This is a genomic window from Sphingomonas sp. (genome assembly GCF_036269755.1).
GTDB lineage: Bacteria > Pseudomonadota > Alphaproteobacteria > Sphingomonadales > Sphingomonadaceae > Sphingomonas.
This window is the reverse complement of the sequence record NZ_DATBDV010000002.1, coordinates 245,784-259,597: the sequence shown is the minus strand read 5'-3', so window position 1 is coordinate 259,597 and position 13,814 is coordinate 245,784. Positions and strand designations below refer to the sequence as shown.

Below are 13,814 nucleotides of genomic sequence, written 5' to 3'. Positions count from 1 at the left end.
GGTAACTCGCTCCAAATCTTGCGGCAAGCAAAAGGCCCCCTATATCGCCTTCGTAACGGCGCTCGTGCCGCCTCTCGAGAGGGGCGCGAGGGCTTCGGTTTGTTTTTGATTGAGGGGCCACAGAGGACCAATGGCAAAAGTAATCGGTATCGATCTCGGCACGACCAACAGCTGCGTTGCGGTGATGGAGGGCGGCAAGCCCAAGGTGATCGAGAATGCGGAAGGCGCGCGCACCACGCCGTCGATCGTCGCCTTCGCCAAGGACGGCGAGCGGCTGATCGGCCAGCCGGCCAAGCGTCAGGCGGTGACCAATCCCGATTCGACCGTGTTCGCGGTAAAGCGCCTGATCGGGCGCCGCTTCGACGACCCGATCACCAAGAAGGACACCGAGCTGGTGCCCTATTCGATCGTCAAGGGCCAGAACGGCGACGCATGGGTCAAGGCGGGCGGCAGCGATTATTCGCCGTCGCAAATCTCTGCCTTCATCCTCCAGAAGATGAAGGAAACCGCGGAGTCCTATCTCGGCGAGACCGTCACGCAGGCGGTGATCACCGTGCCTGCCTACTTCAACGACGCGCAGCGCCAGGCGACCAAGGACGCCGGGCAGATTGCGGGCCTCGAAGTGCTGCGCATCATCAACGAGCCGACTGCGGCGGCGCTCGCCTACGGGTTGGAGAAGCAGGACGGCAAGACGATCGCGGTCTACGACTTGGGCGGCGGCACGTTCGACATCTCCGTGCTCGAAATCGGCGACGGCGTGTTCGAGGTGAAGGCCACCAATGGCGACACCTTCCTCGGCGGCGAGGATTTCGACAACAAGGTGCTCAACTTCCTGGCCGACGATTTCAAGAAGGCCGAGGGCATCGACCTGACCAAGGACAAGCTCGCGCTGCAGCGGCTCAAGGAAGCCGCCGAAAAGGCGAAGATCGAGCTGTCGTCGGCCGCATCGACCGAAGTCAATCTGCCGTTCATCACCGCCGACCAGAACGGCCCGAAGCACTTGGTCAAGACGATCACGCGCGCCGACCTGGAGAAACTGGTCGAGGACCTGATCAAGCGCACGCTCGATCCGTGCAAGAAGGCGCTGGCCGATGCCGGGGTCAAGGCGAGCGACATCAGCGAAGTCGTGCTGGTCGGCGGCATGACTCGCATGCCGCGCGTCCGTGAGATCGTGAAGGACTTCTTCGGCAAGGAGCCGCACACCGGCGTCAACCCCGACGAAGTGGTCGCGATGGGCGCGGCGATCCAGGCCGGCGTGCTGCAGGGCGACGTCAAGGACGTGCTGCTGCTCGACGTGACGCCGCTGAGCCTCGGCATCGAGACGCTGGGCGGCGTATTCACCCGGATGATCGATCGCAACACAACGATCCCGACCAAGAAGTCGCAGGTCTACTCCACTGCCGACGACAACCAGCAGGCGGTGACGATCCGCGTCTTCCAGGGCGAGCGCGAGATGGCGGCGGACAACAAGATGCTGGGCCAGTTCGACCTGGTCGGTATTCCGCCGGCGCCGCGCGGCGTGCCGCAGATCGAGGTCACGTTCGACATCGACGCCAACGGCATCGTCAACGTCTCGGCGAAGGACAAGGGCACCGGCAAGGAGCAGCAGATCCGCATCCAGGCCTCGGGCGGCCTTTCGGACGCCGACATCGAGCAGATGGTCCGCGATGCCGAGAAGTTCGCCGACGAGGACAAGAAGCGGCGCGACGCGGCGGAAGCCAAGAACAACGCCGAATCGCTGATCCACACCACCGAGCGCCAGCTCGTCGACAATGGCGACAAGGTCGAGGCCGGCCTTAAGGGCGAGATCGAAGCGGCGATCGCCGAGGCCAAGACCGCGGTCGAGGGCGGCGACGTCGATGCGATGAAGGACAAGGCGCAAGCGCTTGCCCAGGTCGCGATGAAGCTCGGCCAGGCGATCTACGAGAAGCAGGGCGCCGAGGAAGCGGCCGCGGCGGGCGGTGCGACCGACGGCGCGGCGGCGGGTTCGGAGGCCGGCGGCGAGGATGTCGTCGATGCCGAATTCTCCGAAGTGGACGACACCAAGGCTTGATGTGATGCGTACCCCCCGTCATTCCGGGACTAGCCGGCGTGACGGGGGCGGGGGCCTGCGATGAGTACCGAAGTCGATTATTACGAGCTGCTCGAGGTCGAGCGCGGGGCGGACGATGCGACGATCAAGTCGGCGTACCGCAAGCTCGCGATGAAATATCACCCCGACAAGAACGGGGGCTGCAAGGAAAACGAGGCCAAGTTCAAGGCGGTCAACGCTGCCTATGACTGCCTGAAGGATCCGCAGAAGCGCGCGGCGTATGATCGCTTCGGACACGCCGCGTTTCAGCAAGGCGGCGGGGGCGGCGGCCAAGATTTCAGCGGCTTTTCCGACATTTTCGAAAGCGTGTTCGGTGAGTTCATGGGCGGGCGCGCCGGCGCCGGCCAGCGCGCGGCGCGGCGCGGCGCCGATTTGCGCTACGACATGGAGATCAGCCTCGAGGACGCGTTCCACGGCAAGTCCGAGGACATCACCGTCGATGTCGCCGCGACGTGCGAGGCTTGCCACGGCTCGGGCGCCAAGTCGGGCACCAGCGCCAAGACCTGCGCAACCTGTGCCGGGCACGGCAAGGTACGCGCGCAACAGGGCTTCTTCGTCGTCGAGCGCACGTGTCCGTCCTGCCATGGCGCGGGTGAAGTGATCGCCGATCCGTGCCGCGAATGCCGCGGCGAGGGGCGCATCGAGAAGACCAAGACGCTGACCGTCAACATCCCTGCGGGCGTCGACGAGGGCACCCGCGTGCGGTTGGCCGGCGAAGGCGAAGCGGGGCCGCGCGGCGCGCCGGCGGGCGACCTCTACATCTTCCTCCACGTCAAACGCCACGCGATCTTCGAGCGCGAGGGCACGACGCTCTATGCGCACGCGCCGATCAGCTTCACCACAGCGGCGCTCGGCGGGGCGATCACTATTCCGGGGCTCGACGGCTCGGTCAACGAGGTCAAGATCGCGCCGGGCATCCAGTCGGGCCGCGAGGTCCGCCAGCGCGGTGCGGGCATGCCGGTGCTTCAGGGCAGGGGGCGCGGCGACCTGGTGGTGCGGATCGTCGTCGAGACCCCGACTCGCCTGAGCGCGAAGCAGCGCGAATTGCTCGAGGAATTCCGCTGCACCGAAACGGGCGACGAATGCCCCGAGGCGCAGGGCTTTTTCCAGAAGGTGAAGAAGGCCGTGGGCGGCTAGACGCTCATGACGGCCGCTACAGGCTACAACCCTAGCGGCGGGGCCCCTGTCCGCCCCCGTCTCAGGGGGCGGTGGGCCGGTTAGAGGGACAGAACCCCCGCTACCAGCGCGAGCGTGCCAACCGCAACGGCGGTGGTCGCGATCATTTCCATGATGCGCATGGTTGCTTCTCCAATAGCCGGTTAGGTCCGGCTAGGGCGCATGTGAAATTTGTTACGCCCGTGCGCAATATTATTTCACGCGCTCGCAGTTGCAGCATTTGCAGGCGTTAACACTGACGGTTAATCGCCGAACACCCGCGCGAAGATTGTGTCCACGTATCTAAGGTGATGGTCGAGGTCGAAATTTTCCTCGATCTCGGCGGGCGACAGCGCGGCGGTCACCTCCGGATCGGCCTTGAGCAGGTCGAGTAACGACAGTTGGCCGTCCGATGCCCACACCTTCATCGCGTTGCGCTGGACGAGCCGGTACGCATCCTCGCGGCTGACGCCGGCTTGGGTCAGCGCGAGCAGCACGCGTTGCGAATGGACCAGCCCGCCCATCTTGTTGAGGTTCTTCGCCATCCGCTCGGGATAGACGAGCAACTTGTCGACCACGCCGGTCAGCCGCGCGAGCGCGAAGTCGAGCGTGATCGTCGCGTCGGGGCCGATATAGCGCTCGACCGACGAATGGCTGATGTCGCGCTCGTGCCACAAAGCCACGTTTTCGAGCGCCGGCGTGACATAGCCGCGCACCATCCGCGCAAGCCCGGTGAGGTTCTCGGTCAGCACCGGGTTGCGCTTGTGCGGCATGGCCGACGAGCCCTTTTGCCCCGGCGCGAAATATTCCTCGGCTTCGAGCACTTCGGTGCGCTGCAAGTGACGAATCTCGACCGCGAGACGCTCAATCGACGAGGCGATCACCCCGAGCGTTGCAAAGAACATCGCGTGGCGATCACGCGGGATGATTTGGGTCGAGACTGGCTCGACCGCCAGACCAAGCTTGTCGGCGACATGCGCCTCGACGCGCGGATCGATGTTGGCGAACGTTCCGACCGCGCCCGAAATCGCGCACGTCGCGATATCGTCGCGCGCCGCGACCAGCCGTCGGCGGTTGCGCGCGAACTCGGCATAGGCTTGGGCGAGCTTCAACCCGAAGGTCACCGGCTCGGCATGGATACCGTGGCTGCGGCCGATCGTCGGCGTGAGCTTGTGCTCACGGGCGCGGGCGGAGAGCACGGCGAGCAACGCGTCGATATCGGCGATCAGGAGGTCGGCGGCATCGCGCAACTGCACCGCCAGGCACGTGTCGAGCACGTCGCTCGACGTCATCCCTTGATGCATGAAGCGCGCCCAATCTTCACCGGAATGCTCGCCGACTTGGCCTGCGACCCAGGTCAGGAAGGCGATGACGTCGTGCTTGGTGACCGCCTCGATCGCATCGATCGCGTCGACGTCGATCGCGGGGTTGGTCTCCCACCAGCGCCACAAAGCCGCAGCGGCCTCCTTCGGGACCACGCCCAAATCGGCCAGCGCGTCGGTCGCGTGCGCCTCGATCTCGAACCAGATCCGGTAGCGCGCCTCGGCGCTCCAGATCGCGGTCATGTCGGGGCGCGAATAGCGTGGCACCATGGCAACGGTTCCTGAAAATCGTGGCACCGTCCGTCGCGCGACGCGCACGATCTGCGGTGAGCCGCGCCCTAGCAGGGACCAAGCGGGGCGACAAACGGCCAGTTTCGGACCCAATCGGCGAGTCGTTGGTTGATCAATCACCCATTCTAGCGATGCGCCCATGAACGTGTCGCAGAATCCGTATCATGTTGAAAAGGAGAGTGATCGTGTTGAAACACGCTTTGCTGGCCGGTGCCGTGATGATCGCCACGCCGGTAGTCGCCCAGACCGCGCCGACCGGTGATCAGACTACACCGCCCCCGCCCGCGACTTCGACGACTGCACCCCCCACGTCGCAATCGCCGGCGCCGGTCGCGCCGCCGCAAACCACCACGCCGCCTACCAGTACCGCGACCGCGCCGACGCCGCCGGCAACGACCCCGGTCGCGCCCCCGCCCGAGCAAGCGGGCGCTCCCGGCCGCGCGCCCACGACGCCGATGCCTCCCGCGCCCGATGGCAGCACGGCGCCCGCGGCTCCGGCCGCGCCCACGCCTGCCGCCCCGGCCGCCGCGCCCGCGACGCCTGCGCCTACCACCGCCGCCGCACCAGCGGCGCCGGGCGCCGGCGCGCAAGTCGCCGACATCGTCGACAAGGAGTTTTCGAGCTACGACAAGAACGGCGACGGGAAGCTGAGCCAGGCCGAATTCGGCGCCTGGACGTTCGCGCTGCGCAAGGCGGCCGATCCGAACGTCGCCAACGACGCCGCCAACAAGACCTGGACTGCCACCGCGTTCGGTCAGGCCGATTCGGACAAGTCAAAGGCGATCTCCAAGGACGAGATGACCAACTTCCTCGTCCAGGGCAGCTCGAAGGCGTCGTAATCCCCCGACGACGCCCGTGCAGGCCGCCGCGCGTCCCTCCCGAGCGCGGCGGCCTTTTTGCGTGGGGCTAGATCAGCCCTTGCGCGCGCAGGCTGACATAGCCCTTGGTGCCGATGATGATGTGGTCGTGGACGCCGATCCCGAGCCGCTTGCCGGCTTCGATCATCGATCGAGTCAGGTCGATGTCGGCGCGGCTCGGCGAGGGATCCCCCGACGGATGGTTGTGGACCAGGATGATCGAGGCGGACTTCAATTCCATCGCGCGGCGGATGACCTCGCGGACATAGACCGGCGCCTCGTCGATCGAGCCTTCGGCCATCAATTCGTCGCGGATCAGCATGTTGCGCGTGTTGAGATGGAGCACGCGGACTCGCTCGTTGCCATGATGCGCCATGTCGGCGCGCAGGTAATCGAGCAGCGCCTGCCAATTGGCGAGCACCGGCTTTTCCTCGACCTCGGCGCGGAGCAAGCGGAGCGCCGTGGCATGAACGATCTTGATCGCCGCGGTCGAGACCTCGCCCATGCCCTTGACCTCGGCGATCGCCTCGGGAGGCGCGGTCATCAGGCCGGGCAGACTGCCGAATTCGCGCAACAACGCTTTGGCGATCGGCTTGGTATCGATCCGCGGGATGGCGACCGCGAGCAGATATTCGACGAGTTCATGATCGAGCAGTCCGTCGGGATCGGCGAACAACCGCTCGCGCAGTCGAGCGCGGTGACCGCTATTGTCGGAAGTGGGCGCGCTCATGACGAGAGCGTTATCGGGATGTCCTTACGCGCGCAATCGGCGGCGATGCCGCACTGCGGCACGGCGGTTGACTTGGCGGCGTCCGGTTCCTAAACGCAACCGCGCTTGGCGGGGCAGCTTGCTTCCCGGCCGGTTTGCCATTGAAATTTAACCCTCCAACGGTTCGCAAGGACGATTTGCTTCGTGACGCCCGACCCCGATCAGACGCCGGGCGAAGACCCCAAGCTGGCCTCGCTCGAAACGCGACTCGATGCCGCGCGCCGCACCGAAGCCGAGCGCACCGCCGCGCCGAAGCAGGCGATGGGGATGACGAATACGGGCGCGCGAACCGGGCAGCGCGTGTTGTCGACGTTGGTAGGCTATCCGCTTGGCGGCGGCGTCATCGGCTGGTTCCTCGACGGGTTCTTTCATACCCGCCCGTGGATCATGCTGGCGTTGCTGTTCCTCGCTTTCGCCGGCGCATGCTTTCAGGTTTTCAGCATTTCCAAGGAACCGTCCGAATAGGGCGCCGCCCGTTCGTGTGACGATATGAAAAGTACAGGGATTTAAGCGTGGCCGCCTCCGCCAAGATCGATCCGATGAGCCAGTTCGCGATCCACCCGGTCGCAGGCAATCTCGGCTCGCCTTTCGCGTTCACCAACTCGTCGTTGTGGATGCTGATCGTGCTTGCCGCGATCCTGGTGTTCATGATCGGCGGCAACCGGCGCCAGCTCGTGCCGGGCCGCTGGCAGGCAGCGGTCGAGGGGTTCACCGGATTCGTCGAGGGCATCACCCGCTCGAGCATCGGCCCCCAGGGCCGTCGCTACCTTCCCTGGGTGTTCACGGCCTTCACCTTCCTGCTGTTCGCCAACGTGATCGGCGCGATGCCGTTCGGGATCGTCCCCGGCGCGCACCCGTTCACCGTCACCAGCCAGTTCTCGGTGACCGGCGTGATGTCGATCATCAGCTTCGCGATCGTGCTCGGGGTCGGATTCTGGAAGCACAAGCTGCATTTCTTCAGCCTGTTTTGGCCCAAGGATGCGCCGTTCGTGCTGGCACTGTTCATCTTTCCGATCGAGCTCGTATCGTTCCTGGTGCGGCCGTTCTCGCTTGGCTTGCGGCCGTTCATCGCGATGTTCGCGGGGCACATCCTGCTCGACGTGTTCGGCAACTTCGTCGTGCAGGGATTGAATGCGGGCGGGGTCGGCTATGCGGTTTCGGGGCTGGCGTTCGTGTTCGTGGTGTTCGTCAACGCTCTCGAATTGTTGGTCGGCGCGATCCAGGCCTACGTCTTCGCGCTGCTGACCTCGCTCTATATCAACGACGCGGTCAACCTTCACTAATCGTTTCAATATCAACGCTTTATCTAACGGAGTTTACAAAATGGATCTCGCTTCCGCTCAAGTTCTCGGCGCCGGTCTGGCCGCCATCGGTGTCGGTGCCGCTTCGGCCGGCGTCGGCTTCGTGTTCGGCTCGTTCCTGCAAGGCGCGATGCGCAACCCGGCGGCTGCCTCGCAGCAGCAGGGCACGCTGTACATCGGCTTCGCCGCGGCCGAATTGCTCGGCCTGATGGCGTTCGCCGTCGCGATGATCATCCTCTACGCTCGTTAATCGCCACGACGCCGGCGGGCTGGTCCCGCCGGCGCCGGGCCTAGGTGACGCATGCCGCAAATCCAGCAACTCGCTCTCGTCTACCAGTCGCAGTGGCTCTGGCTGCTGATTACGCTAGGCGTGATCTTCTTCGTCGTCGGCCGCGGGATCGTTCCCAGGGTCGAATCGACGGTCGATTCGCGCGACGCCCAGATCGCCGCCGACCTCGCCGCCGCCGAAAGCGCCCGGCAAGAGGCGGAGTCGACCGAGCAGCAGTGGCAGGCGGACATCGCCAAGGTCCATGCCGACGCTCAGGCCGCCGCAGCGGTGGCTCGATCGAAGGCCGGTGAAGAAGGCGCCAAGCGGCTCGCCGCGGCCGATGCCGAGCTCTCGGAGCGCACGGCGCAAGCCAATGCCAAGCTCGCCCAGGCGCGCGACTCGGCGCTGGCGGCGATCGAGCAAGTCGCGGCCGAAGCCGCGCGAGAGATCGTCGCCAAGGTATCGGGTGCCAATGTTTCGGCGGCCGAAGCGGGCAACGCAGTGAAGGCGGCAATGGCCAATGGCTGAGACTCAAGCTCATACGACGGTACCTGGCGGCCCGGCTCCCGGCGGCGAAGCCGAACCGTCCGCGCTCGGCATCCAGGCCGGTGGCTGGGTCGCGCTGGCGATGCTCGTCGTATTCGCGATCGCGCTCGTCGCCAAGGTCCCGTCGATCATCGCCGGGATGCTCGACCGCAAGATCGCCGGCATCCGCGAACAGCTCGACACCGCTGCCAAGCTCCGCAAGGAAGCCGAGGCGCTCAAGGCCGACTATGAAGCCAAGGCGCGCGACGCGCATCGCGAGGTCGAGGAAATGCGCGCGGGCGCGGCGCGCCAGGCTGAGGAAATCGTCGCCAAGGCCAAGGCCGACGCGACCGCGTTGATCGCTCGCCACGGCGCGATGGCCGAGGAAAAGATCGCCGCCGCCGAGCGCGCGATGCTGGCCGAAATCCGGGCGACCGCAGCCGATGCGGCGACCAATGCGGCGCGCGCGCTGATCGCCGAAAAGCACGATGCAGGCGCGGACCAGGCGCTGGTCGACAAGGCGATCGCCGGGCTCGGCCGCCTCAATTGAGGCGGCGCCCCGTCAGCGGGCGCCGAGCAGGACGCGATATTCGTAGGTCTTGACGAACCAGTAAGCGGCGAACGCCCAGATACCGAGGCACTCGATCCAGAAGATCCAGTGCGTTTCGCATTTGCCGCCGCCCAGTTGGTGAAGTGCCCAGACGATCGCGGGCATCGCGACCATCGCGCCGCCCGCAATCGTGTAGGCGCGCTTGAACCAGCGCCGCTTGGCCTGATCCTTGACGTATTTGACTCGACCCTTCGACAGCAGCACCGCGACGACGGCAAGGCAGACGAAGAACAGTCCGGCGCTGACGCCATGGATGCTGAGCCCCTTGCTGCATTGCTGAGCGTCCATCGGGTTCATCGCGACCGAGATCGCGGCCACGCCGGCAATGTTGAGGAGCCAATTCTCCAGCGTCGACAGCCCGTGGTAGAGCAGCAGGAACACGCCGGTCGCCCACAGCGCCCCCACCAGGATGTTCCGGGTGGTTTCGCCGACATGGTAGAAATAGCTGATCGAATAATGTCCGTCATACCCGCCGACCGCGACCAGCGCGACGGGAAGGGCCAGCGCGACGAGCCCGATCCCGAGGCACAGGAACAGATAGCTGCGGATCGCCTGCTGCGTGAGCACTCGCTGGAAATGCTGCTTGTGCTCGCGGGGCAGCATGTCGTTCGACGTGCCCAGCCATTGCGGACTCTCTTCTTCCCCGGCCATAGCATCCCCCCTAAGGCAGCAGTGATGGAAAGCGATTTGAGCAACGTTATGAGCGCGCGCATGCGGCCACAAGCCGAACTCGATCCGGCACGGACCAACGTCGACCCGGCTTCGGTCCCGCTAGCGCCCGGTATGATCGCGCCCGAAGATTGCGAGACGATGGCCGAGGTTCGCGCCGGAGTCGATTCGGTCGATCTCGAGATCGTCGCGCTGCTCGCGGTCCGCTTTCGCCTGATGACCGCCGCCGCGCGGATCAAGCAGGATCGCGGAACAGTGCGCGACGAGGGGCGCAAGGCACTGGTCATCGCCAATGCCAAGGTCGCCGCGGCGCGCGCGGGAGTGCCGCCCGAACTGGTTGGCGAGCTGTGGGAGCGGCTGGTCGAAGGATCGATCGCCTACGAATTCGATCGTTGGGACGATCATCGCGCGTGATTGCCACAATTCGGACGCCAATCGTCGCCACAGCGGCGGCGCTGACCCCTGGGGAGGAACACCATGAAGTCGCTTATCGCCATTGCCCTGATCACCGTTACCACGCCCACGCTGGCGCAAACCGCTCCGGTACCGGCCCCTTCGCCCGCGCCGACCGTCGCGCCCGCGGCCACTGCCAAGTTCACCCTCGACACGCCGATCGAGACTTTGGTCGCCGATCCCGCCGCCAAGGCGGTGCTGACGACGGATTTCGGGGGCGATATCACCGCCAATCCGAATTACGAGCAGTTCAAGGGCATGAGCCTGAACCAGGTGCAGCCCTATGCGCCCGACAAGATGCCCGCCGCGCTGATGACCAAGATCGCCGCCGACCTCGCCGCGATCAAGTAAGCCTAGTCGGACGCCCGGCGAATCCCTAGATTCGCCGGGCATGTCCGACCCGAACTCGCCGAACAGATTCAACGAGGAGAAAGCCACCTACGCGGTTCGCGGCGGTGGCGAATCGCCCGACCTCGCGGCGGGTGTCGCGGCGATCCGCAACGTATTAAAGACCCTGCCGGCGCGGCCCGGCGTGTACCGCATGCAGGATGCTCGCGGCGACGTGCTGTACGTCGGGAAGGCGCGCGCGCTCAAGAACCGCGTGACCAACTACACGCAGGTCGATCGGCTGCCCAAGCGGCTGCAGCGGATGGTCGCGCAGACACGGTCGATGACGATCGTCACGACCAATAACGAGGCCGAGGCGCTGCTGCTCGAAGCGCAGCTGATCAAGCGCTTCCGCCCCGCCTACAACGTGCTGCTACGCGACGACAAAAGCTTCCCGTTCATCCTGCTGCGCGCCGACCATGATTTTCCGCGCGTCCAGAAGCATCGCGGCGCCAGGCGCGCAAAAGGCAATTATTACGGGCCGTTCGCCAGCGCGGGGTCGGTCAACAACACGCTCAATGCGCTGCAGAAACTGTTCCTGCTGCGATCGTGCACCGACGGCTTCTTCAAGACCCGCGACCGGCCGTGCCTGCTCTACCAGATCAAGCGCTGCTCGGCGCCGTGCGTCGGGCGAATCGATCAGGCGGGCTATGCCGAGCTGGTCGGCGACGCGAAGGACTTTCTCGCGGGCAAGTCGACCAAGGTGCAGTCGAAGCTCGGCGCGCAGATGGAAGCAGCCGCCGCCAACATGGATTTCGAGCTCGCCGCGGTGTTGCGCGACCGTCTCAAGGCGCTGACGTTCATCCAGGGCACGCAAGCGATCAACGCCGAAGGCGTGGGCGACGCCGACGTGTTCGCGCTGGCGTGCAAGGACGGGGTGATGGGCATCCAGGCCTTCTTCATCCGCGGCGGGCAGAATTGGGGGCATCGCAGCTTCTTCCCCGCGCACACCGCCGAAGTGCCCGAGGACGAGGTGCTGACTCAGTTCCTGACGCAATTCTACGAGGAGGTGCCGCCGGCGCGAACGGTGCTGCTCGATCGCGAATTGACGGAGGGCGAATTGCTGACCGAAGCGCTGGGCGAGCGCGCGGGGTACAAGGTCGCGCTGTCGGTGCCGCAGCGGGGCGACCGCCGCCGGCTGATGGAGCAGGCCAAGCGTAACGCGGTCGAGGCGCTAGACCGGCGCATGGCGGAGAGCACGACGCAAGCCAAATTGTTGCGCGAAGTCGCCGATCTGTTCGAGCTTGCCGAGCCGCCGCAGCGGATCGAAGTCTATGACAACAGCCACATCCAGGGCACCAACGCGCTCGGCGCGATGGTCGTCGCCGGCCCAGAGGGGTTCCGCAAGGGCCAGTATCGCAAGTTCAACATCCGCAACAAGGACACCGTGCCGGGCGACGATTTCGCGATGATGCGCGAAGTGTTCCAGCGCCGCTTCGCACGCGCGCAAGCCGAGGACCCCGATCGCGACGCGGGCGACTGGCCCGACCTCGTGCTGATCGACGGCGGGCGCGGGCAGCTCAACGCGGCAAAGGGCGTGCTTGAGGATATGGGGATCGAGGACGTCTGCCTGGTCGGCGTCGCCAAGGGGCCGGGGCACGGGCGCGAAGGGCGCGAGGTGTTCCACCTGATGGACGGCCGCGACTTCACGCTGCCCACCAACGCGCCGGTGTTATTCTACCTCCAGCGGCTGCGCGACGAAGTCCATCGGTTCGCGATCGGCGCGCACCGCGCGAAACGGGCGAAGGCGATCGGGGCATCGCCGTTGGACGAAGTCCCGGGGATCGGGCCGGCGCGGAAGAAGGCGCTGCTGATGCATTTCGGGACCGCGCGGGCGGTGCGCGGGGCGAGTTTGGAGGACTTGCAGAGGGCGCCTAGGGTGAGCGCCATGGTGGCGCAGCAGGTGTACGATTTCTATCATTCGCGTTAGTATCTTCCTCTCCCTTGAGGGGAGAGGATAGCGAAGCTTGGCAGCTTGCTGCCTAGCGTAGCTTGGAGAGGGTGAGCGGCGCTCAAGCGCCGCGCGGTCGCAAGCACGGCCGCTACCCCTCACCCAGCTTCGACTAAGGCCGCGCTGAAAAAGCGCGACCCAAGTCTGCGCAACCCTCTCCCGCAAGGGGAGAGGGAGAAGGGAAATCTTCACCCCCACTCGCTATCCCGCGCGAGTGACCGCAGTCTTCATCACCATCGATACCGAGCTGATGTGGCGCCACCACACGGCCGGGTGCGACCTAGTGACGCAGACCGCGCGCTCGCTCGAGCCGGCGGGCGTGGGGATCGCGTACCAGCTGGCAACGCTCGCCAAACACGGTCTCAAGGCCACCTTTTTCGTCGATCCGATGCCGACGATGGTGTTCGGGCTCGACGCGATCCGGCCGGTGGTCGAGGCGATCGTCGCGGCGGGGCAGGAAGTGCAGCTTCACCTCCACCCCAATTGGGCCGGCGCGCAGGCGGACGATGTCGAGCGGCACGCGCGGTTTGAATTGATCGACTACAGCCTCGACGAACAGCAGGCGCTGATTGCCGGCGCGCGCGATTTGCTCAAGGCGTGCGGCGCGCCCGACCCGGTCGCGTTTCGCGCGGGCAGTTATGCTGCGAACGACGACACGCTGACCGCGCTCACCGAGCTGGGTTTCGCCTATGACAGCAGCCACAATGGCGCCGACACGCCGTGGCCGAGCCAGATCGGCCTCCCGCCGCGCCAGATCGCGCCGGTCGCGCGCAACGGCGTGACCGAGGTGCCGGTGACCTTGATCGAGGACACGCCCGGATCGCTGCGCCACTTCCAGATTTGCGCTCTGTCGCGCGGCGAAATGCGCGCCGCGCTCGACCATGCCGTGGCCGCCGATCACAAAGCGGTGACCGTCGTCAGCCACAGTTTCGAGCTCGCCAACCGCAGCGGGACGCGGCCCAACGGCGTCCATGTCGCGCGGTTCGAGGCGTTGTGTGGGATGCTGGCCGATGCGCGCGAGACGCTGCCGACGGTGCAGTTCCGCGATCGCCCGATATTCGCCGGGTCCGACGCCATCCCGCTCGGCCCGAGTCAGATCCGCACCCGCTGGCGCCAGGCCGAACAGCTTTGGTCGAATCTGGTCGAGGAACGCGCGGCGTGAGT

General features: G+C 65.9%; 15 protein-coding genes. 12 read left to right on the top strand and 3 right to left on the bottom strand.

What is annotated here, in order from left to right; all coding sequences use genetic code 11:
* Window positions 1–130: 130 nt before the first annotated feature.
* Both dnaK and dnaJ read left to right on the top strand, forming a co-directional pair.
* Window positions 131–2,053, top strand: a complete 1,923-nt coding sequence (dnaK, locus tag VH326_RS02075) for a molecular chaperone DnaK (RefSeq protein ID WP_329630126.1) — start codon at window positions 131–133, stop codon at window positions 2,051–2,053.
* A gap of 60 nt (window positions 2,054–2,113) precedes the next feature.
* Entirely contained in the window at window positions 2,114–3,229 is a 1,116-nt protein-coding gene (gene dnaJ / locus VH326_RS02070; RefSeq protein WP_329630125.1) for a molecular chaperone DnaJ, read from the top strand.
* Between the two features lie 281 nt (window positions 3,230–3,510).
* On the opposite strand, the gene purB is transcribed toward dnaJ, so the two are convergent.
* Entirely contained in the window at window positions 3,511–4,839 is a 1,329-nt protein-coding gene (gene purB, locus VH326_RS02065; protein WP_329630124.1) for an adenylosuccinate lyase, read from the bottom strand.
* A 206-nt stretch (window positions 4,840–5,045) separates the two neighbouring features.
* On the opposite strand from purB, the gene VH326_RS02060 reads away from it, so the two are divergent.
* Window positions 5,046–5,699 (top strand): EF-hand domain-containing protein, encoded by a 654-nt coding sequence (locus VH326_RS02060; protein ID WP_329630123.1) that lies wholly within the window; start codon window positions 5,046–5,048, stop codon window positions 5,697–5,699.
* A 67-nt stretch (window positions 5,700–5,766) separates the two neighbouring features.
* Here VH326_RS02060 and radC read toward each other — a convergent pair whose 3' ends face one another.
* Window positions 5,767–6,447, bottom strand: coding sequence for a RadC family protein (radC, locus tag VH326_RS02055; protein WP_329630122.1), 681 nt, complete (start codon window positions 6,445–6,447; stop codon window positions 5,767–5,769).
* Window positions 6,448–6,630: 183 nt separating this feature from the next.
* On the opposite strand from radC, the gene VH326_RS02050 reads away from it, so the two are divergent.
* Genes VH326_RS02050 through VH326_RS02030 form a run of 5 tightly spaced genes read left to right on the top strand, consistent with a single transcriptional unit; the run spans window position 6,631 to window position 9,130 of the window.
* Window positions 6,631–6,951, top strand: a complete 321-nt coding sequence (locus tag VH326_RS02050; RefSeq protein WP_329630121.1) for an AtpZ/AtpI family protein — start codon at window positions 6,631–6,633, stop codon at window positions 6,949–6,951.
* A 47-nt stretch (window positions 6,952–6,998) separates the two neighbouring features.
* Window positions 6,999–7,769: a F0F1 ATP synthase subunit A gene (locus VH326_RS02045; RefSeq protein ID WP_329630120.1), complete on the top strand. Its 771-nt coding sequence runs from the start codon at window positions 6,999–7,001 to the stop codon at window positions 7,767–7,769.
* Window positions 7,770–7,809: 40 nt separating this feature from the next.
* Window positions 7,810–8,037: a F0F1 ATP synthase subunit C gene (locus VH326_RS02040; RefSeq protein WP_293988874.1), complete on the top strand. Its 228-nt coding sequence runs from the start codon at window positions 7,810–7,812 to the stop codon at window positions 8,035–8,037.
* Between the two features lie 51 nt (window positions 8,038–8,088).
* Window positions 8,089–8,583 carry an ATPase gene (locus tag VH326_RS02035; RefSeq protein WP_329630119.1) on the top strand — a complete coding sequence of 165 codons (495 nt, stop codon included), beginning with the start codon at window positions 8,089–8,091 and terminating at the stop codon, window positions 8,581–8,583.
* Entirely contained in the window at window positions 8,576–9,130 is a 555-nt protein-coding gene (locus tag VH326_RS02030) for a F0F1 ATP synthase subunit B (protein ID WP_329630118.1), read from the top strand. Before VH326_RS02035 ends, VH326_RS02030 begins: the two co-directional genes overlap by 8 nt.
* Before the next feature lie 12 nt (window positions 9,131–9,142).
* Here the strand turns inward: VH326_RS02030 and VH326_RS02025 are convergent, their stop codons facing one another.
* Window positions 9,143–9,841, bottom strand: coding sequence for a hypothetical protein (locus VH326_RS02025; RefSeq protein ID WP_329630117.1), 699 nt, complete (start codon window positions 9,839–9,841; stop codon window positions 9,143–9,145).
* Window positions 9,842–9,973: 132 nt separating this feature from the next.
* On the opposite strand from VH326_RS02025, the gene VH326_RS02020 reads away from it, so the two are divergent.
* The 4 genes from VH326_RS02020 (at window position 9,974) to VH326_RS02005 (ending at window position 13,812) form a co-directional block, all read left to right on the top strand.
* On the top strand, window positions 9,974–10,273 hold the full coding sequence (locus tag VH326_RS02020; RefSeq protein ID WP_329630180.1) for a chorismate mutase: 300 nt from the start codon (window positions 9,974–9,976) through the stop codon (window positions 10,271–10,273).
* 63 nt (window positions 10,274–10,336) lie between these two features.
* Window positions 10,337–10,663: a hypothetical protein gene (locus tag VH326_RS02015; protein WP_329630116.1), complete on the top strand. Its 327-nt coding sequence runs from the start codon at window positions 10,337–10,339 to the stop codon at window positions 10,661–10,663.
* Between the two features lie 40 nt (window positions 10,664–10,703).
* The gene (gene uvrC, locus VH326_RS02010) at window positions 10,704–12,629 is read left to right on the top strand and encodes an excinuclease ABC subunit UvrC (RefSeq protein ID WP_329630115.1); all 1,926 of its coding nucleotides are present in this window, start codon (window positions 10,704–10,706) and stop codon (window positions 12,627–12,629) included.
* 235 nt (window positions 12,630–12,864) lie between these two features.
* Window positions 12,865–13,812, top strand: a complete 948-nt coding sequence (locus VH326_RS02005) for a polysaccharide deacetylase family protein (RefSeq protein WP_329630114.1) — start codon at window positions 12,865–12,867, stop codon at window positions 13,810–13,812.
* Window positions 13,813–13,814: the final 2 nt, after the last annotated feature.

Excerpts from the sequence above, each read along its gene's own strand:
- dnaK (WP_329630126.1), top strand. The coding sequence starts at position 131 with ATGGCAAAAGTAATCGGTATCGATCTCGGCACGACCAACAGCTGCGTT.
- dnaJ (WP_329630125.1), top strand. The coding sequence starts at position 2,114 with ATGAGTACCGAAGTCGATTATTACGAGCTGCTCGAGGTCGAGCGCGGG.
- purB (WP_329630124.1), bottom strand. The coding sequence starts at position 4,839 with ATGGTGCCACGCTATTCGCGCCCCGACATGACCGCGATCTGGAGCGCC.
- radC (WP_329630122.1), bottom strand. The coding sequence starts at position 6,447 with ATGAGCGCGCCCACTTCCGACAATAGCGGTCACCGCGCTCGACTGCGC.
- VH326_RS02040 (WP_293988874.1), top strand. The coding sequence starts at position 7,810 with ATGGATCTCGCTTCCGCTCAAGTTCTCGGCGCCGGTCTGGCCGCCATC.
- VH326_RS02035 (WP_329630119.1), top strand. The coding sequence starts at position 8,089 with ATGCCGCAAATCCAGCAACTCGCTCTCGTCTACCAGTCGCAGTGGCTC.
- VH326_RS02030 (WP_329630118.1), top strand. The coding sequence starts at position 8,576 with ATGGCTGAGACTCAAGCTCATACGACGGTACCTGGCGGCCCGGCTCCC.
- VH326_RS02025 (WP_329630117.1), bottom strand. The coding sequence starts at position 9,841 with ATGGCCGGGGAAGAAGAGAGTCCGCAATGGCTGGGCACGTCGAACGAC.
- VH326_RS02020 (WP_329630180.1), top strand. The coding sequence starts at position 9,974 with ATGATCGCGCCCGAAGATTGCGAGACGATGGCCGAGGTTCGCGCCGGA.
- VH326_RS02015 (WP_329630116.1), top strand. The coding sequence starts at position 10,337 with ATGAAGTCGCTTATCGCCATTGCCCTGATCACCGTTACCACGCCCACG.
- uvrC (WP_329630115.1), top strand. The coding sequence starts at position 10,704 with ATGTCCGACCCGAACTCGCCGAACAGATTCAACGAGGAGAAAGCCACC.